The organism is Modestobacter sp. L9-4 (assembly GCF_019112525.1).
GTDB lineage: Bacteria > Actinomycetota > Actinomycetes > Mycobacteriales > Geodermatophilaceae > Modestobacter.
In genome coordinates, this window is the sequence record NZ_CP077800.1 from 856681 (window position 1) to 876829 (window position 20149).

Annotated in this window: 10 protein-coding genes; 8 read left to right on the plus strand and 2 right to left on the minus strand. The window is 65.1% G+C overall.

Features of this window, described 5'->3' with window-relative positions; genetic code table 11:
- Positions 1-5: 5 nt before the first annotated feature.
- Positions 6-437, minus strand: coding sequence for a very short patch repair endonuclease (locus tag KUM42_RS04030; RefSeq protein WP_255557572.1), 432 nt, complete (start codon positions 435-437; stop codon positions 6-8).
- A 313-nt stretch (positions 438-750) separates the two neighbouring features.
- On the opposite strand from KUM42_RS04030, the gene KUM42_RS04035 reads away from it, so the two are divergent.
- The 5 genes from KUM42_RS04035 to KUM42_RS04055 all read left to right on the plus strand — a co-directional run bounded on the left by KUM42_RS04035 (position 751) and on the right by KUM42_RS04055 (position 13118).
- Positions 751-5403 (plus strand): DEAD/DEAH box helicase, encoded by a 4653-nt coding sequence (locus KUM42_RS04035; RefSeq protein WP_237495144.1) that lies wholly within the window; start codon positions 751-753, stop codon positions 5401-5403.
- Positions 5400-6983 carry a nuclease-related domain-containing DEAD/DEAH box helicase gene (locus KUM42_RS04040; protein ID WP_237495146.1) on the plus strand — a complete coding sequence of 528 codons (1584 nt, stop codon included), beginning with the start codon at positions 5400-5402 and terminating at the stop codon, positions 6981-6983. Before KUM42_RS04035 ends, KUM42_RS04040 begins: the two co-directional genes overlap by 4 nt.
- Positions 6980-10096: a helicase-related protein gene (locus KUM42_RS04045; RefSeq protein ID WP_237495148.1), complete on the plus strand. Its 3117-nt coding sequence runs from the start codon at positions 6980-6982 to the stop codon at positions 10094-10096. The genes KUM42_RS04040 and KUM42_RS04045 overlap by 4 nt, the downstream gene beginning before the upstream one ends.
- Positions 10093-11898, plus strand: coding sequence for a DUF1998 domain-containing protein (gene drmB, locus KUM42_RS04050; protein WP_237495149.1), 1806 nt, complete (start codon positions 10093-10095; stop codon positions 11896-11898). The genes KUM42_RS04045 and drmB overlap by 4 nt, the downstream gene beginning before the upstream one ends.
- A 128-nt stretch (positions 11899-12026) precedes the next feature.
- Positions 12027-13118, plus strand: coding sequence for a DNA cytosine methyltransferase (locus KUM42_RS04055; RefSeq protein ID WP_237495151.1), 1092 nt, complete (start codon positions 12027-12029; stop codon positions 13116-13118).
- Here KUM42_RS04055 and KUM42_RS04060 read toward each other — a convergent pair.
- On the minus strand, positions 13102-14055 hold the full coding sequence (locus KUM42_RS04060) for an HNH endonuclease (RefSeq protein WP_237495153.1): 954 nt from the start codon (positions 14053-14055) through the stop codon (positions 13102-13104). The two genes, KUM42_RS04055 and KUM42_RS04060, sit on opposite strands and share 17 nt — an antisense overlap.
- Before the next feature lie 534 nt (positions 14056-14589).
- Here KUM42_RS04060 and KUM42_RS04065 point away from each other — a divergent pair.
- From KUM42_RS04065 to KUM42_RS04075, 3 genes are read left to right on the plus strand one after another with little or no spacing between them, the layout of a single operon-like run.
- Entirely contained in the window at positions 14590-16080 is a 1491-nt protein-coding gene (locus KUM42_RS04065) for an ATP-binding protein (protein ID WP_237495154.1), read from the plus strand.
- A complete protein-coding gene (locus tag KUM42_RS04070) occupies positions 16077-17051 on the plus strand; it encodes a PD-(D/E)XK motif protein (protein ID WP_237495156.1) in 975 nt (324 codons plus the stop codon). Before KUM42_RS04065 ends, KUM42_RS04070 begins: the two co-directional genes overlap by 4 nt.
- The gene (locus KUM42_RS04075; RefSeq protein ID WP_237495158.1) at positions 17051-20005 is read left to right on the plus strand and encodes a Z1 domain-containing protein; all 2955 of its coding nucleotides are present in this window, start codon (positions 17051-17053) and stop codon (positions 20003-20005) included. The genes KUM42_RS04070 and KUM42_RS04075 overlap by 1 nt, the downstream gene beginning before the upstream one ends.
- The last annotated feature ends 144 nt before the right edge of the window (positions 20006-20149 follow it).

The window sequence follows — 20149 nt, forward strand, 5'->3', positions numbered from 1 at the left end:
CCACGCTAGTCAGTCGTGAACTCATCACCAGCGCCGACCCGGCAGGTGGCGCGTGATGAAGTTCCACGCACCCCTTGAAGCGCCTCGAGGACCCGACCGAGGGCCACGTCGGGGGGCTCGTGCTCCCAGATCTCCAGGACAGTCCATCCCAGGTCCTCGAGGTGCCGCCGCGTCTGCGCGTCGCGAACCTTGTTCTGATCGATCTTCTGCTTCCACCAAACGGCGTTGGCTACCGGCCAAGTTCCGTGTTCCGGGCAGCCGTGCCAGAAGCAGCCGTGCACGTTGACGGCCACTCGGGACCGCGTGAAGGCGATGTCGATCGTCCTCCGCCTGAGTCCCGGGACAGGCCAGGAGACGCGATAGCGCTTGCCCCGACCATGCAGCATCCGTCTGAGCGCCATCTCGGGTGCGGTGTCCGCACGTGCCTGACGACTCATCCGCGCTGCCACGGCTGGGGAGCTCGGCACCGGCGGTTGCAGAGATTTTCCAGTCACCGTCCGACATCGTAAGCAGGTGGAACTTCTGCGGCCTCCTGCTCCCGCGGATCATGATCCACTGAACTGGAGCCGCTCACCTGCAATCCTGGCGCATCGGGGAAACGCCGACCGTGCCGCCGCCCGGAGTCGACCGCCGTCGGACAGAGCTGCGTCGACGCCTGTGCCGCAATCGCAAGCAGCTATCTGACATCAACGATGTCCTCATTCGCACGCCTTCCACCGTGTCGTCAGACCTACCGGGATACTGCATCTCGTGACGGACCCCACACGGTGGAAGCAGCCCGACGCCTCACTGAACAGGTGGCTGACGACTCACCGCGAGAACGCCCTGCAGTCGTACCGCGCCAACCCTCTCCTGGTCTCGGAGCACGGACGACAAGAAGACAGCTTCCGGACAGGGGGCTACGCGAATCGGCAGGTCCTCGAACTGATCCAAAATGCTGCGGACGCTCAGCAACGCAGCGGCCGACGCGGTCGGATCGAGCTTCGTCTGACTTCCGACGCGCTCTACTGCGCGAACGACGGGGAACCCTTCACACAACGTGGACTCGAGGCAGTGTGTCAGGCGTACATGAGCGACAAGCGCGCCGACGAGATCGGCCGTTTCGGACTCGGCTTCAAGTCGGTCCTGGCGGTGACCGACAGACCCGCTGTGTTTAGCACGTCGGTGAGCTTTGGCTTCGACGCGGGCACGTCCGCGCGGGCCCTGCGATCAATCCAGCCCAACGCCTCCCTCTATCCGGTGTTACGCCTGCCCGTGCCGCTGGACGTCCAAGCCGAGTTCGCCGCCGATGAGGTGTTGGCTGAGCTCGCCGAGTGGGCAGTCACGGTGATCCGACTTCCTCTCGCGTCAATTCCTGACCGACTGTTCACGGATCTGTACAAGTTCCCTCACGAGTTCCTGCTCTTCGCACCGAGTGTCGAACGGCTCCGCATCGAGGTCAGTGGCCAGCACGGCAGCGCCTCGATCGAACATGCCTGCGTCGCACACGACGACAACCGCATGACACTCGTCAGTGAGGACGGGCAAGAAGCCGACTGGCTCGTCTGGCATCGACAACATCACCCGAGCGAGCTCGCGCTCGCTGAGTTGGGGGAAGCTCTGCGGCGAGACGAGGTGCGGGTCTCATACGCAGTACCACTCGACGACGCATCCTCACTGGGCCGGTTCTGGGCCTACTTCCCGCTGCAGGACGTGACATCCGCCCGAGGCATCCACAACGCGCCCTGGCGTATCAACGACGACCGCACGAACTTGCTGGACGGACTGTTCAACGAGGAACTGCTCGATGTCCTCGCAGACATGATCGTGGCTGGGCTGTCCTCACTCACCGATCCCGACGACCCCGCCCGCCACTTCGACTACCTGCCCGCTCGTGGTCGCGAAGCGCCGAACGGGGCCGACAAGTACCTCGCGGACGTGGTGCCACCCAGGGCGCGAGTGACGGCATGCATCCCGGACGCGATCGGGACCCTGCAACGACCGAACAGACTCTTCTACCCGGCCGCCGACCTGCGCCTCGACCTCCAGACCTTCGGCCTGTGGGATGCAGCGCCCCAGCGCCCTACCGATGCACCGCACTGGACCTGCTACAAGACGCCGACTCGGCGAGCTCGGCTGAGGAGTCTCATCCGGGTGGACGACTCGAAGACGTCCGATCGAGAGCTCGGTGCCGCCGAGTGGGTCGAACGCATTGCCGGCGATGGTCGAGACGACAAGGTCGACGCGGCCCTGAAGACGGTGTTCTCCGTCAGCGATGACGCCGTCAGGCGCGACATGTTGACGGCCAGGATCCTCCCGGACACGACGGGAGTTCTCCACCGACTGAACGCGACCAGCACCCTCTATCTGCGGGGGAACCTGCTCAGCTCGGCGGCCGGCCTCGCGCTTCTGCGTCCTTCTCTCCTGGCGCTCGGTAAGGTCGCCGAACGGCTGGAGGCCATCGGCTTCAAGGACGTTGAGCCCCAGGAGGAACTGCGGAAGCTGGCAACGGCGGCGGCCCGGAAGTGGTCGGCCACCGAATGGACCGCCTTCTGGGGGTTGGTGGAGGAGGTCACGGTCACCGAGGCCGAGAAGATCCTCGTGGACCACGTCGCGGCAGGCGCGCCCCTGAAGGTCCGCTCGGCAGGTGGTCGCTGGCAGGACGTGGGAACCGTCGTCGTCCCAGGCCTGGTGGAGCCGATGGACTCATCCCTTGCCCTCGATGTCGAGTTCCACGAGTTCCACCTCAGCCTGCTGAAGTCTCTCGGCACCGCGGTTCGGCCCGTCGTCTCCCGGGCGAACTCGCAGGACATGACATTGCTCGAGTACCTGCGGATTCAGCGTTCTGCAGCGCTGGACGGTCTTCCGCCGCGCGGGAGGCCCGAGGCATCGGCACTCCACTTCCAAGAACCCGCCGCACTCGGGCCCCTGCACGTCCTCCGGCGCTTCGGCGATACGGGGGACGTCGCTTCACAGGTCGTGTGGACCACGGAGCTGCTCGAGGCGCAGGCGCCGAGCCGCTGGCACTTGGGCCACATTAACCCCCGGGTGTTTGAGCCTCGGTCGGTTCTCGCGCCGCATCTGTGGGCAGCCGAGAGGTACGGGCTCCTCGAGTCGTCGTGGGGACCCCGACCGCCTGCCGGATGCCTGAGTCATGAGCTCACCCGATACGCGTCTCTGCTGCCGGTTGCCACGCGCTCCTCCTCCTCCCAGGTGCGGACCATCAGCTCTTTGAACGAGGTGCCACTGGACCTGTGGCGCGAGTTCCTCGGCAGGACGAGCCAGAGCGATGACGCGTGGTTGTTGGGCGACCTACTGGTCGAGGCGTGCCGCCGACTGCCGACTGAGGAGTCGCCGGTCGCTCTTCCCCACGTTGGCGGGGACCTCAGACTCGTACCCACGCGTGAGCTTCTGCTCGCCAGGACGGAGGAGGAGCAGCGCGCCCTCTCAGCGCGCGGCCTGCCCCATGTGGGCATGAGGAGCGATGAGGCGGAGACCCTGCTGACGGGGCGGTGGGGGTGCACCGTCGCATCCACGGTCCTGCGTGTCGAGATCGCAACGGAGACGCCTGGTGAGCCGATCGTCCTGCTCGACCGATTCCGCGGCCTTCGTGCGCTCGCAGGCGGTCAGCTGGACGGTGTGGAGCTGATCGAGTGCTCCGACTTGGCTCGGCAGGTGACAGGGCCCGACGGTCTGCACTCCCAGGCTGCGGACTTCGCCCGGCGTGGGAAGACGGTGTTCTACGTCAGCACCGTGCATGACGACGAGCTGTTGGGACGACTGTCGGACGAGTTCGGCCTTGATTTGACCGCCACGGTCATCCAGCGCGTCCTCGATGATGCTCAGGACGAGCAGGTCAACGGTCGGATGGCGGCCTGTCGGGCCGCCATCACACCTTCCCGCAAGCTCCTCGCACTCCTCCCGGGGCCGGTCCTGGAGTCCCTCCTTCCGTCGGGCCTGCTGGTCACGGTGCGGAGGATCGGGGAGGACACTGGCCCTGAGCAGGTCGCAGAACTGTTGCTGCACGTACACGGCTACAACGTCCTCTCCGAGTTGCGTCATGTCCTGGAGTCGGCGGGCTATCCCGTGCCCGACCGATGGGCCGGGTCGTCGCCGGCGGTCGCCTTCGTCCGTCGTCTCGGCTTTCCGAGCGAGTACGCCGGCATCCGGGGCGCCTCCTTGGATCCCGACCTCACGGTCTTCGGTCCGCCCCGACTCGACCCCCTCCACGGATATCAGGCCGAGCTGGCCGACCAGATCCGGGACCTCGTGAGCGCAACTGCCTCACCGGATCGCGCGATGCTCTTCCTGCCCACAGGCGCAGGGAAGACCCGCGTCACCGTCGAAGCGTTGACCAAGGCGTTCATCGAGGACGGCTTTCAGGGACCGCTCCTGTGGATTGCGCAGACGGAGGAACTCTGTGAGCAAGCGGTCCAAACCTGGAGTCTCGTGTGGCGCGAGTTCGGTGATCGGCCGCTACGCGTGTGCAGGCTCTGGAGCACCAACGAGGTGGCCAGGAGTGATGAGGCACTGACCGTCGTGGTCGCGACCGACGCGAAGTTGGACAAGCTGAACCGCGATGAGTACGACTGGCTTCGGCAATCGGCGGCGGTTGTTATCGATGAGGCGCACACGGCCACAGGGGCAGGGATCACTGAGACCCTGGCGTGGCTCGGTATCGAGCAGGGGAAGACCGCCCGCCCGCTGCTCGGCCTGACGGCCACCCCCTTCAAGGGGACCGGTACGGAGGCGAACAAGCGCCTGGCAGTTCGCTTCGGGAAACGCCAACTGGACGTTCTGGGCGACGACCCGTATGGCGAGTTGCAGCGCCTCGGCGTTCTCGCCGAGATCGAACACGAGGTTCTCGATGGGGTCTCGATCACCCTCAAGTCTGGTGAAGCGAAGCAGGTCGAGACCTTCGGAGCGATCCCTCAGGCGGTCCTGGAGCGTGTGGGGCAGGACGAAGAACGGACGCGACGTCTGCTCGACCACATCACGGGACTGCCCGATGACTGGCCGGTTCTCGTGTTCACAGCGTCCGTCCTCTCATCGCAGACGCTCGCAGCACTGCTGCGGGTACGGGGGATCGAAGCAGCTTCGGTGAGCGGTACGACGCGCATGTACGACCGCCGTCGGAGCATCGACGCATTCCGGAAGGGGGACATCAAGGTCCTGACCAACTGCAACGTCCTGACTCAGGGCTTCGACGCCCCGGCTGTGCGCGCCCTGTACATCGCCAGGCCGACGTTCAGCCCTAATGCCTACATTCAGATGGTCGGCCGCGGGCTCCGCGGCCCGGCCAATGGCGGCAAGGAGAAGTGTCGGATTGTCAACGTTGCCGACACCTTCGACCAGTTCGGTGACAAGCTGGCGTACAAGGAGTTCGACTACCTCTGGCGCAAGCAGGGTGGGAGGCTCCGATGAAACTGATTCCCTCACTGGCGCAATTGGGACAGATCGAGAGTCGCGGCGAGTTCCGCGTCGCTGAGCTGATCGCCCAGATGGTCCCGGGCCGACCGGCCACGTGCTTGTACTCCGTCCACCTCCCGCGGCACGAGTACAAGCGGATGTCGGAGATCGACTTCCTCATCGTCTACGACGACATTGTGCTGGTCATTGAGGTGAAGGGTGGCCGACTGAGTCGCCGCGCGGGTGCCTGGACCTTCACGGACAGGTACGGCGAGACATCCGAGAAGCGCGAGGGTCCGTTCGAACAAGCCCGAACCGCCATGCACGCTCTTCGGGACGGCCTGCGGACGAGACTTCCGGCGCTGGACGTGGCCTTCGGCTATCTCGTCGTAACGCCGGACCAGGAACTGGGGCGCGACCTGGAGTGGGATCCGCAGGTCCTGGCAGGTCCGCGTGCGATGTCGGTCAGCGGGCTGGAACGTGCGCTTGAGGCAGCTCGTTCTTACTGGCTCGACAAGGAGTCGCGGCGTCCGGTCGGCAACGCACACCGTGACCTTCTGTCTGTGTTGCGTCCTGACTTCGATCGGGTGCCGTCGATGGCGAGCCGAATTGCCAGCCTCGAGAACGAGTACGTGAGATTCGCGGATCGACAGTACGAATTGCTTCTCGTGGCCGAGCGCAATCGCCGGATCGTCTGCCTCGGGGGGGCAGGGTCGGGTAAGACGCTGCTCGCCGTCGAGACGGCGCGACGAGCGGCCGTCGGCGGCGATCGCGTTCTGCTGACGTGCCGCTCGAAGGCGCTGGCCAGCGTCCTCCAGCATGCCCTGGCAGGATCGAGCGTCACCTGCCTGCCCTTCGAGAGCATCTCCGATACAGAACCCGTCGACGTTCTCATCGTCGATGAGGCCCAGGACTTGATGGACCTCCAGTCCTATGCGCAGCTGGACGCGCTCGTTGTTGGAGGATGGGAGAGGGGCCGGTGGCGCCTGTTCTGCGACGCCAACAACCAGGCAAACGTCGACGGGACCTTCGATCGATCAGTCTTCGATGAGCTGGCCGCCACGGCGACGGTCGTCGAACTCCCGTTCAACTGTCGGAACACCGCGACGATCGTGCACCAGACCCAGATGATCACCGGTGCTGACATCGGTGTCGCACGGGCTGGTCAAGGGCCCCCTGTCGAGTACAAACAATGCCCTGACGATGACGCCACCGCCCGCCTCCTCGACGCTCATCTCAAGCATCTCCGCCAAGCCGAGGTGGACGAAGGGGACATCGTGGTGGTCACGGTTCGCGACGCCATTGCGGACAGCGCAGCCCAGGAGTCGAAGGCTTTTCGCACCGGTCGACTCCTACCGGTCCTCGATCCTGCTGCGGAGACAGCCGGCAAGATCCGACTGACGACCGCCACCCAGATCAAGGGCCTCGAGGCAGCTCACGTGTGTGTCGTCGACGTGGAGGACGTCGAGGACCCTCACGCGCGAGCGCGGCTCTACGTGGCCATGACCCGGGCTCGGATCAGCCTGTGGATCGGCCTGAGTCCCACTGCATGGAGCCAGATCGCAAGCGGATCGCAGACGGGAGCACAGACATGACACTCAAGGATGAACTCGCAGGGGTACGCGAGGACCTCGTTCACTATCTCCGCAGGCAGTACCTGGGGCCCGCCAACGGTGAGTTGGAAGTACTTCAGGATCGGCCGGACCGGATCTATCTGGTCGGCACCCTCTTCCCCCGTGGACAGAGTGCGACTCGGCTCGACGGCGACGAGCTGGGCGAGGTCGCACATGACGACGAGCTCGACGAACCGGTTGAACTCGCCAACGCGTGGCAACCCGCCTCAGCCGCCATCTCGTTCTTCCACGACGGCGACAGCCTCTCGTGCACCCTGACGGCCGGCGTCTATGCCAGTGAAGGCGCCGATCACAGTTGGGCGCGGGAACCACTGGTCCATGACGACATCACCGTCACGTCGGACGACACAGAGCCCCACGACGTTTTTGATGGTCGCGCACGCTTGGTCGTCGTCTGGCGCCCTCTCGATGGCAAGTGGCTGGTCACCGCGGCCCTCGAGAACAAAGCAGTACACGATGATGCCGAATCGCAGGTCTCGATCGAGGACTGCCTCTTCCAGGTCCACATGTCCTGCACGGTGCGCAACGGGGTCGCTCTCCCCTACCCCACGAGCACCGACCTGAGTGACGATCCCGAAGACCAAGAACTGCGGCTCCTGTACCGAGACCGTCGTTCCTACGGCACCGGCCACGGGTGCTCCGTGAGCTGGCGACTTGCCGAGGACGGCACCGTGCGCACAGTCACGACCGACATGCTCCCGACCACCGTTGTCCCGGCAGTGCGAGCGGCTGGGCTGGACCTACCTGTACTGCGCCTGGAACGGTTGGCCGACGAAGCGCTTCCCGCGGAGATCCTCCTGGGGGAACTCCGCGACTTCGTGCACGTCTACGGCACATGGGTGCAGGGGCAGGCGGAGGACGCCGAAGGGCTCCAGACATCCGACCGGCCTGCTGCCGAGCGGCTCGTCGGTCGTATGCGGTCGGCGCTGCGCCGAATGCTGAGCGCAGTCGACCTGCTCGGCGATGATGCTGACTCGCTGTTGGCCTTTCGCCTGGCCAATGCCGCGATGCGAGAGCAGATGCTCCAGAGCAGGCACGTCCGAGACAACGTGGGCCGGCGTGGCCAAACGCTGGCCGCGCGCGCGGCTGCTGCACCAGAGCCTCGGTGGCACCCGTTCCAGCTGGGCTTTCAGCTGCTCTCACTGGCATCGACTGCCCAGGCGGAGCACGTCGATCGCCAGACGGTCGACCTGCTGTGGTTCCCGACCGGCGGTGGCAAGACCGAGGCGTACCTCGGGCTCGCTGCATTCGAGATGATCCGCAGGAGGCTGACTCGAGGCGTCAAGGGCGGGGGTACCGCCGTCCTCACCCGCTACACCCTGCGGTTGCTCACCACACAGCAGTTCCAGCGGTCCGCAACCCTCATCTGCTCGCTGGAGCGGTTACGCCATCGCCACCCGGCGTTGCTCGACAGTTCCCCGTTCAGCATCGGCATGTGGGTCGGCGGAGACACGACGCCGAACAACTTGGCGACAGCCCACAAGCGCGTCCTGGAGCTCCGGCGAACGCAGACGCCGGAGAGTCCCTTCCAGATCCAGTCATGCCCCTGGTGCGGCACCCCGCTGCTGCCTCGCCGCCGAGTCAATGACGCAGGCGCATATGGCGTCAGGTCGACCCAGCACAGCTTCGAGCTGTTCTGCACCCATGATCAGTGCCCATTCCATCCAGCGCTCCCAGTCAGCGTCGTGGACGAACAGATCTTCGCGGAGCCACCGACGCTCCTGGTGGCGACCGTCGACAAGTTCGCTCGGCTGCCATGGGTGTCGAGCGCCGGCTCCCTCTTCGGCCAGCACAACGTGTCGTACGACCCGCCCGGCCTCGTGATCCAGGATGAGTTGCATCTCTTGTCCGGCCCCCTGGGCACCACCGTTGCGTTGTACGAGTCAGCGGTACAGAGCCTCATCGGCTGGGGCGGTCAGAGGCCCAAGATCGTAGCGTCGACAGCGACCATCCGAGCTGCCGATCACCAGATCCGCAGCCTCTACGGAGCACCCGTCAATCTCTTCCCTCCGAGTGGGCTGACGGCCGACAACAGCTTCTTCGCAGAACCCGATCCTGCAGCACCTGGGCGGCTCTACCTAGGGCTGATGCCGCAGGCCCACAGCCCCTCGTTCGCCACAGTGCTGGCCTGTGTGGCCCTACTGCAGGGACCGTTGGCGCTCGGTGTCTCAGCCAGATCGCTGGATGCCTACTGGACGCTCGTCGCCTACCACAACAGCCTGCGCGAGCTCGGTCGAACCGTGACGATCGCGCGAGACGACGTCGAGAGCATGCTGCAGGCGCGTGACCGCGGTGACATGGTCGCCCGGAGCCTGCGCCGCGACGGGGTGATCGAGTTGACGAGCAACGTCTCCGCCAGCCAGTTGCCCCGCATCCTCGAGCGGCTCGAACACGGGGTGGAGCGCGATGACACGGTGGACGTCGTCGCGACCACCAACATGCTCAGTGTCGGGATCGACATCAGTCGGCTCGGGCTGATGCTCATGAACGGGCAACCGAAGACCACATCCGAGTACATCCAGGCCACGAGTCGTGTCGGCCGTTCTGACGTCCCCGGGTTGGTGGTGACGCTGCTACGTGCCAGCAAGCCGCGTGATCGTTCACACTACGAGGGCTTTCTGGCCTACCACCAGGCTCTCTACCGACATGTCGAACCGACCAGCGTCACCCCGTGGTCCCTGGCTTCCCGGCGGCGGTCGCTCCATGCCGCTCTGACCTTGCTGGTGAGGCACGGGGTAGGCCTCCGGCAGAACGATCAGGCGGGCGACTTCCGAGCTGAGGATCCCGGCGTGCAGCGAGCCGTGGCACAGCTCAACTCATGGGCCCAGCGATCGGATCCCGATGAAGCGCCAGGCGTGGCTGCCGACCTACAGCGGCTCGTCGGCGAATGGGACGACCGAGCGCGCGCAGCCGAAGCGTTGGGCATGCGTCTCAAGTACGAGTCGTCGAGCAAGGACGGCCCAGCGTTGCTCTGTGACTTCGGGGAGAAGAAGGAAGGCTGGGAGACCATGCACTCAATGAGATCAGTCGACCGACAGGTCCGCGTCCTCGCCATCGGGGAGACCCTGCGATGAGGATGATGCGTTTGAGTCAGACGATCTCGCCGTTCGGGGTCGGAAGCGTCCTGGATGTACTGGGTGAGTCGTTGATGGGCGCGGACATCAGCGAATGGCCGTATGAGAAGACTGAACGAGTCGAGTCCGCGCGCCTCGAACAGGCACTGGGCGTACGCGAGTTGCGATCCGCACCCAGCGTTCCGTCGTATCCGTCCACCAACACCCCCGGCATCTACTACCAGCGGTTCCCCCGTTGGCTCTTCTGTCAGGACTGCCGCCTGATGCGGTTCGTGTTCGGGAACGAGGAGACCGGCGAGGCACCGACGTGCAAGGAGTGCCGAGGGAAGCTGGTGCCGATGCGTTTCATCGCGGTCTGCACGACGCGCGGTCATGCAATGGACGTGCCGTGGGACAGGTGGGCTCACTCGTCACACGAGAACGCCGACCAGGACAGGTGCAGATCGCCGCGTCTCCTGTTCGAGACCAGCCGCGGCGGCTCCGAAGGGCTGTCCAGCCTCGTCGTTCGCTGCACGACTTGTCGGGCGAGCCGGCACCTCGGGGACCTGCCGAGCCGAGAGTCGTTGAAGCGCATCGGCGTCCGGTGCTCGGGAAAGCAACCTTGGCAGCGGAGTACGGCAAATCCCTGCGACGAGCGCATTGAGGTGTTGCAGCGCGGCGCCACGAACGTGACGCTGAGTGAGACGACTACGGCGCTCGACATTCCCGAACCGACGAGTCAGTCGCGAGACCTGGATGCAGAGATCCGACAGCACCGGAACTTCGAGGACGTGAGCACCGCCCCTGGCGGCCCGCGGGCGACGATGCTCATGGAGTTGATAGCCGAAGACCTGAAGGTGTCGGAGGACCTGGTTCGCCGTGTGGTCGCCTCGAGCGCGGAGCAGAACGACGGGTTGGAAACTGCTCGCACCGGACTCCTGACAGCGGAGTGGCAAGCGTTCATGCAGGCCGTCGATCATCCGGGCGAGCCCACGGGGACGCCTGACTTCGTCGTGTCGGCCACCGATCTTGCGACCGAACTGGACGGCGAGGTCTACAGGTCGCTGGAGGCACGCGTCAGGAACGTCGTGCTCGTTCATCGACTTCGAGAAGTCCGGGTCCTCCACGGCTTCCGCCGTTACGATCTTGAAGCGAGTCTCGTGGACGTCGACCTGGGTCCCCGAGGTCGCGAACGGTGGTTGCCTGCCGTGGAGTCCTTCGGGGAGGGCGTCTTCATGACGCTCGACCCGGAGAGGCTCGCGGATTGGGAGGAGGACGAGGACGTCCTCAAGCGTGTCAGGGTCATCGAAGGTCGACGCCGAGACAGTCTCATCGGCTCTCGGTTCGCTGAGGCAACACCGCGGCTGGTCCTCCTCCACACCCTGGCCCATCTGCTGATGAGGCGACTGGCCTTCACATCGGGTTACTCGGCAGCGTCGATCCGGGAACGCGTGTATGCAGGTACTGGATCCGCGCAAGAGGCGGGCGTCCTTCTCTACACCGCAGCTGGGGATGCCGAGGGCACGCTCGGGGGCCTCGTCAGACAAGGCGAGCAGCCTCGCCTGGCCAACACCCTGCTCGGATCACTGGAAGACGCTGCTTGGTGTTCCGCCGACCCGGTCTGTCGCGAGAGTCGCGGACAGGGCCTCGGCAGTCTCAACCTCGCAGGCTGCCACGGTTGTTGTCTAGTGGCCGAGACGTCGTGCGAGCGCTCGAACGTCCTGCTCGACCGGGTCCTGGTCATCGGCGATCAACGGACCCCTGGCTTTTTCGCGCCGACCCTCACGGCCATGAGAGACGCCGCTGCAGCAGCAGTGAAGTGACTGGACCCGACTCAGGAAGCACGTCGAATCAGGGGACTTAGGACACACTCGGTGTTGCGGCTACCGACACGCCGAGTGTGTCCTGGGCCCGACCCAGGACTGTCAGTCCTGCCCCCTAGTCTGACGGCATGCCGGTAGCCAGCGTGATCGATCTCTTCGCCGGGTGCGGCGGCATGAGCCAGGGTTTCCACCAGGAGGGCTTCGAGTCGACCCTCGCGGTCGAGTGGAACCTGCACGCTGCCGCCACTTATGCCGCGAATTTCGGCGAGGAGCACACCTACTGGGGCGACATCGAAGCTCTACCGACCTCAGACATCCCCGAGGCAGACCTGGTCATCGGGGGCCCCCCCTGCCAAGGCTTCTCCAATTTGGGCAGTCGTGACATCGAGGACCCGCGGAACAAGCTCTGGAAGCAGTACCTCCGGGTCGTCAAGGCCGCCAACCCCAAGATCTTCATTCTCGAGAACGTCGAGCGTTTTCGACGTAGCAGCGAGTTCGAGTTGTTGCTGTCCGAGGTGGACGGAGGCCTGCTCTCTGGGTACAAGTTGCACCACGGCGTTCTGCTTGCAGCTGACTACGGGGTAGCGCAGCGCAGGCCACGCACCATCGTCATCGGTAGTCGTATAGGCGATGTGCCCCTACCCCCGCCGACTCACGCCAAGCAGCCCATGCTCGGCCTTGAGATGTGGGAGACCGTTCGCTCACGCATTGAGGGCTACCCCGCCGAGCCGCTCACGACCGCGCTGCCCGCGAGCACCGCCAACTTCTTCGGCCAGAAGGTGCCGGGCGTCTTCAAGTCTGAGGACCTCCATCTCGGACGGCAGCCGCAGCCTCGGAGTCTGCTCCGTTACGACGCCATTCCGCCGGGTGGCGGCCGATTCGACCTTCCCGATGACCTCCTGCCGGCTTGCTGGGCGAACAAGCCCACCGGGACGACAGATGTCATGGGTCGGATGAAGTGGGACGCCCCCTCCTTGACCATTCGCACCGAGTTCTTCAAGCCCGAGAAGGGGCAGTACCTACATCCCCAGTGGGAGCGGGAGGACTCCACGGCTCGCGTCAACCGTCCGATCACGCATCTCGAAGCCGCTCGCCTCCAGGACTTCCCGGAGAGCTTCGTCTGGTGCGGATCGAAGATCGAGATCGCCCGCCAGATCGGCAATGCGGTGCCGGTTGGTCTCGCTGCCGCTGTGGCCAGGCACGTCAAGCAGTACCTGTGAATCCCGGAAGCCATCCCTGATCGCCGGAACGGGCGATCCGCCGTTGACGGTGCGAGTCGTTGGCCGCCTGGCGGTGACACGTCCGACAGTAGGTCGCCAGCTGTGCACGGTCATTGAGTTGCTCGACGGGCAGTCGGTCCAATGCTTCCCCGACAGCCTCGAGGTGGTGCAGCTCAAGATGGAAGCCTGCATCGCCTTCCCGTCCAGCGATCTGCTTGTTGCGCCGGCACCGCCAACACGTGAAGCTGTCCCGCTGGAACACCTGCTGGCGGACCCGCTCGTCGAACAACCGTTGCCGGGGATCGTGTCGGTCCTCCTGCGCTGAGGAGACGAGCCGGAACTCCCCCGTCTCCAGGTCGGGAGCATCGTCCGAGGACTCGATGGGAAAGCACTCGTCGTCGCGGAGTTCCCTGACGCGCAGACCCGAGTCGCGGCCGCGGCTCACGTAATCGAGCTCATCCTGCGAGACGACACCGCCCTCGAAGTGGGTCAGCAGGGCAAGCACCCGATCCCTCGGCGAACCGTCGGTTCGGCGCATCTCATTTAACAGCCGCCACCGCTGAGCTGCTCCCTCACTGGGCTCGACTGACACGAGGCGGTAGAGACCCCCGTCCTCTTGGATGTCATAACCGCGCTCGACCCGGAGCTCACGCACCCGCCGAGCCCACTCCCCGATCCTCGAGACCGCCGCCAGTTCCTCCCCCGACACCCACTCGCCACAGCGTGCTTGCAGGTGCTGCAAGATCCGGGTCTGCGCTCCGAGGCCTGACGGTGCCTTTGGCTTGCGGCCGCCATAGGAACGGATCAAGGCCAGGTGAAGGTCGGCGAGCGTCTCGAATACAGCGTCTGCCTCACGCGCGGTCGCGACACTGTGGCGCAAAGCGTCCAGACGCTCCAGGGCTCGCTCAAAGTCGACATACGGGTCTGTAAGGGCCACATCCGGGACGCTAGCCGTGGCCTGTTCGTCTCGGCGTACGCATCGCCGACGACCCAGCAAGACGCGGTGGTCCGACAGGACGGATGCACCGTTCCAACACCTGCGCCGAGTATCGAGTCGCATGAGCTGACACCTGCCGCGGTGCTTCGCCGTCGACTTCTCGATCCGCGCTTCACCCCGACCCCGCTAGAAGATGTGCTGACGAAGGGCGCCGCATGGCGCTACGTCCGTGGCATCGCTCCTGAGTCAGCGGTCAGGAGCTCTTGACCGACGACGGGAGCCCTCCCTGTGGGGCGATCGGGCACCTCGATCGACGTCCGTCTCGCCTCCCTCCTGCGGGTGGGAGTGGCTGGTTGCCGATTCACCGCGGACTCTCACCGAGCCGATGGGGACGTGAGCTGAGGTCACAGCTCGAATCCGCGCCTCAACTCGACCTCACCCAGGCGATACCAGCCGGCCTTCCACTCGTCGGGAGACGGCGTGCGTAAGGTCGCGGCGCCGAAGCCCGCGGACAGCAAAGAAGGGAGGCACTCGGTGATCAAGGACGATCAAGTACCCATCACAAGCCGCGTCACCTTGCAGCCTGACCCCCGGCTCTTGAGGAGCCTGGGGCGCAATCACGACCTGCCAAGTGCTTTAGCGGACCTCGTCGACAACAGCATCGACGCCGGGGCCCGTCATGTCCGCATCCGATTCGTCAGACGCGACAACCGATTGGTGCGGCTGTACGTCACGGACGACGGACGAGGCATCAGCAGCGCCGCCATCAACACCGCCATGACCATCGGCGGCGTGCGTCGGTACGGCCCCGGCGAACTCGGGCACTTCGGTCTGGGACTGAAGGCAGCGAGCTTCGGCCATGCCGATGAACTGACGGTGGTATCGAAGACGGCCGACGGGAGCTACACCGGTCGGCGTTGGACGCTCGAAGGCGCACAATCCGGTTTCGAGTGCGATGTCGTCGATCAGGACTTTGCTCGCCGTGAGCTCGCGACCCAGCCACCCGCAGCGGGTAATGACTCGGGCACGATCATCCGCTGGGACAGCGTGCGCACCTTCCCCGTGGTCCACGACGAGCGAGAGACCAATCGATTCTTCACCGAGACCGTCGAAAAGCTCCGACGCCACCTCGGGTTGGTCTTCCACCGACTCCTCGCGGCGAAGGTGGTGGAGATCCTCATCGACGAGTTCGACGCCGACATGGACGCGGTCGGCTCGGCAGTTCCGGTCGAATCCCTCGACCCGTTCGACTATGCCCATTCCGGACACCCGGAGTACCCGAAGACGCTGCAGGTCGTCAGCGACCCGCCCCATCAACTCGTCTGCCATCTGTGGCCCCCTCGGTCTACAACTCGTCAGTTCCGCTTGAACGACAGGCCTGAACGACACCAAGGCTTCTACGTGTACCGAAATGGTCGCCTGATCCAGGCAGGCGGGTGGAATGGAGTCATCCACGACGCCAAAGACCTGCAGTTGGCTCGGGTGGTCGTGGACCTGGCTCCCGGATCGGAAGCCCACGTTCGTCTGAACCCGGAGAAGTCGCGGATCGAGCCCGATGAATCGTTCGTCCGCGCACTTCAGCAGGCGGCCGGGGAAGACTTCACCTTTGACGACTACCTCGATGACGCGCGCGCGCTGTACAAACGCGGTCGGCGCCGTGAGGCTCAACGTCCGCGAGTGATCCCGCCGGGCCGGGGCCTGCCACCCGCGGTGAAGCGCGCACTTCGCACAGAATTGCGCCCGATCCCCAACGAGGAACCCATCGACATACGCTGGGGCCGCGTGGACGGCGACGTCCTCTTCGACATCGATCGAGATGCCCGACAGCTGACTCTCAATCGCAATTACCGAACTGTCGTGACGGGGTCTACGACAGGCAGCCTGAACGACGCTCCATTGGTCAAGACCTGTCTTTATCTACTGGTGGAGAACATCTTCCAGGGTCACTACATGGGATCTCGCGACAAGGACAACATGGACCTCTGGCAGAGTGTGCTCACAGCCGCTGTGCGGGCTCAACAGTGACCGGTCCGGAGAGCAACGGCAGACACCTCACCGCCGAAGCGCTGCGGCAGTACATCGATCAGGGGTCGCGCGCGCTTGTCCCTGTTCCAGGAGATCCCGTCGTCGTGCTCGTCATCGACGGCGCGAATGGGTCGATGTGCGTGGACACACCCTGGGACGGCATCGCCGTACCGGAGCTCTCCGCGTACGAACATCTCGACAGTGACGTCGTCTTCCGAGACGGCGTGAACTGGGCGCGTCTTCAGGTCACGGGGCGTCAGTTCTTGGACGATGCTCATCCGCTGCTCGCGGCACTCGCCGACCGGATGCAGCTGCTGAACGAAGCGTTCTCAGTTGCCGTGACGGAGGTGCTGGCCTCCTTCGAAACGCTCTTCAATAAGGCAGAACAGCTGTCGCGGGAGCGCGAGATTGGTCTTTATGGCGAGCTCCTGGTGTTGGAGCGGTTGCTCTCTCGAGTCAGCCCCGAGACCGCCCTCGCGGCATGGCTCGGACCGGAGGCGGCCGAGCACGACTTCGCCTTGCCCGTCGGTGATCTAGAGGTCAAGACGACGGGCAGCGAGAACCGCATCCATTGGATCAGCGGACTGGATCAGCTGAGCCCGTCCCCGGGACGCGATCTGTTCCTGCTCAGTCTTCAGATCACGTTGGCCGGCGCTGGCCCTGGTCGCAGCCTGGAAGAGCTGATCGAGGCGATACGGATCATCCTCGGTGATTTCAGATCAGCCTTCGACGACAACGTGCGCAGTTCCGGGTGGCGTGACGACCACGGCCGACGTTGGCAACGCTGGCGACTTCGGAGTCACCCGCTGTGCGTGAACAGTGGATGCCTGCCTGCCTTGACCAGTGAGACGCTCGCCGCCACCGGGGTCGACATCGCACGCCTCCACGATGTGCGATACCGCATCGACGTGACGGGTCTACCTGCAGCTGACATATCAACCGACGACTTCGCACCCACAGGAGCCAATTGATGTCGCTCATCGACGCGTACCGCGCCGCGTTGCTCAGTCTGGGCGAAGGCGCCCCCAAGCCCCTGGAGCGTCGTGCGCAGCTCATTGCCGAGGAGGAGGACCCACAAGCCGACGTGAGCCTCTCCCAATTGGTCACCTACCTCGCGGCTGCTGACGTCAACGACTCACTGCGCATCCAGCTGCACGTCGCCATCCTGCGCTGGGACTCGGCCGAGACAGCCGCGTGGGCGCCTGGCACGACCCCGTACACGCGCGAGCGTAGGAACGAGACCTACAGTCGCCTGCAGCTCGACGGACCCTCCGTATCTGCATTCGAGGACGTCTTCCCCATCGCCACCGCCGGCGGCTCGGTCATCAGCGACCAGTTCGAGGACTGGTACACCCCGGAGCGGCGCCAAGAGCGACGCCACTACTGGAACGTGTACAGCAACTATCTGCTGGATGTCCGCGGCTGGGGGCCAGAGGCCGTCGTGCGTCTCGACACGGCCAGCAGCCAAGTAGTGGAGCGACTGTCCGACCCGACGCGTCCGCAGGCATATCAAGCCAAGGGCCTCGTCGTCGGGTACGTGCAGAGTGGCAAGACGGCCAACTTCACAGGTGTGATCGCGAAGGCGATCGATGCCGGCTACCGACTCGTGATCGTCCTGACGGGCACCGTCGATCTCTTGCGCCAGCAGACGCAACGCCGCCTCGACATGGAGTTGGTCGGCGTGGAGAACATCCAGCGCGGCGTCGACCTGACCGATCCCGAAATGGCCGGCCGAGTCGACTACCAGGAGGACAACGACTGGATCAAGGGGAAGTTCGTCAGGCACGGGCACCAGCCGTCGCTGCTGGGCGCAGCGGACATCGTCCGACTGACCACGAGCCGCAACGACTACCGACGCCTGAACACGGGCATCGTCGCACTCGACGTGGCACGCACGGACAAGCACAAGCCGCTCTACAACCCCGTCAACCTGTTCGCCAGCGACGCTCGCCTGGCCGTCATCAAGAAGAACGCGACCGTTCTCACGAAGCTCGTACAAGACCTCAAGAGCATCACGGCCAATCTCTCCGACATCCCGGTGCTGATCATCGACGACGAGTCGGATCAGGCATCGGTCAACACGAGCAACCCGGCGAGGTGGCAGGCCGGCCAAACGGACAGGACGAAGATCAACAAGTTGATCTCCGACATCCTGGGACTGCTTCCCCGGGCTCAGTACGTCGGGTACACCGCCACTCCGTTCGCCAACGTGTTCATCGACCCCAGCGACGCCGAGGACATCTTCCCCAAGGACTTCCTGATCAGCCTCGAGCGACCGGTGGGCTACATGGGCGTCAGCGACTTCCATGACATCGACAGTGATGTGGAGCCCGCTGATCGAACGCCTGCCAACTCTCAGGAAGCCGCCTTCGTCCGGCCCGTTTTGGGGCAGACGAATGACGAACGACAGGACGACCTGACCGCCGCCATCGACTCCTACGTCCTGGCCGGTACGTTGAAGCTCTACCGCGAGGCTCGCCTCGGACAGCCCGGTCGGTTCCGACACCACACGATGCTCGTGCACGAGTCGGTCAGGATGCAGGAACACCGGGACACGCGGGACAACGTGATCGCCGCTTGGCGCGGACGCGGTTATGCCTCGGCCAAGGGTCTCGCCGTCCTGCGCAAGCTGTACGACTCGGACTTCCGGCCAGTCTCGGATGAGCGCGCGGGAGGCCTTCCGTACCCGGTCGACTTCGTCGAGCTGGAGCCGTTCGTCGGACAGGCCATCGCGAAGATGGTGGGCGCGGGGGGTGATCCGGTCCTCATCGTGAACGGGGATCAGGACCTGCTCCAGGAGGCGTTGGACTTCGACGCTCACGACGTCTGGCGCATCCTCGTCGGGGGCACGAAGTTGAGTCGCGGTTTCACGGTCGAAGGGCTGACCACCTCGTACTACCGTCGGCGGACCGGAGCTGCGGACACCTTGATGCAGATGGGTCGGTGGTTCGGTTTCCGCGAGGGGTACAGCGATCTGGTCCGCTTGTACATCGGCCGGCGTGAGCGGATCGGGCAGACGTTCGACGACCTGTACGCCAAGTTCGAAGCGATCGTCCGCGATGAAGAGGCCTTCCGCGAGCAGCTCCGCCAGTACGCCAAGCCGGTGGACGGCGAGCCTCAAATCCGCCCGGACCAGATCCCACCCCTGGTCTCGCAGCATCTCCCGACGCTCCGGCCGACGGCCCTCAACAAGATGTACAACGCCGAGCTACAGGTCCGCCGCTCACCGGGTACCCCGCTCGAGCCAACGGCCTACCCCGACAAGCCGCTGAGAGTAAAGGCGAACTACGAGGCTGCAGTCCCGTTGCTGCAGGCAGCGTCTACGCAGCGAACACTGCTCGTGCCGAGCCCGAACTTGAGCTATGCGCCCTCCCCGTCCAGCTTCATCGCTCTGACCGGCGTCGTGCCTCACGAGCAGGTCCTCGACACGCTTCGCAACTTCGCATGGCTGAGGAACGACTACTTCTCCCCGGACCTGCGTTACCTCGAGGAGATCACCGGACAACTGGACGACTGGGTGCTGCTGGCTCCACAGCTAACGCTGGGCACGTCAGCGGCGCTGCCCGACGTCGGGTCACGGAGCCTCTTCAAGCGTGAGCGGCGGCGCGCGCCCATGTTCGGCGCCATCAGCGAACCCAGGCATCGCCGCGCGGGCATCATGGTTGCCACGCGAGGTGGTGGGACCGACCCTGTCGCGCGCCAGCTGGCTCAACAACGGCGAGGCGTCCTGCTTCTCTACCCCGTCATCGAGCCGGGGTACACCCCGCAGGGACAAGCCGACCCCAGCCGCGTGGTCATCGCTTTCACGGCCATCACGCCACAGTCAGCCATTGGCCGCACCAGGCAGCTCGTCACGTTCCGTGCCAGGAACAGCGCGTTGACCCAGCCGATCATCGACGCGGACGACGACAGCGACGGAGCCTGACGTGGTGGGCGTGTGTTCAACGCGCATGTGACACCCGCGCCAAGGTCCCTTACCTGACTCACGGGCCGCGGACGGCGTGGCGTTCCCGGGAACGCCACCCCGTTCGCGGCCCATCGGTGCGGGTAGCTCACGGCGCGATCTAAC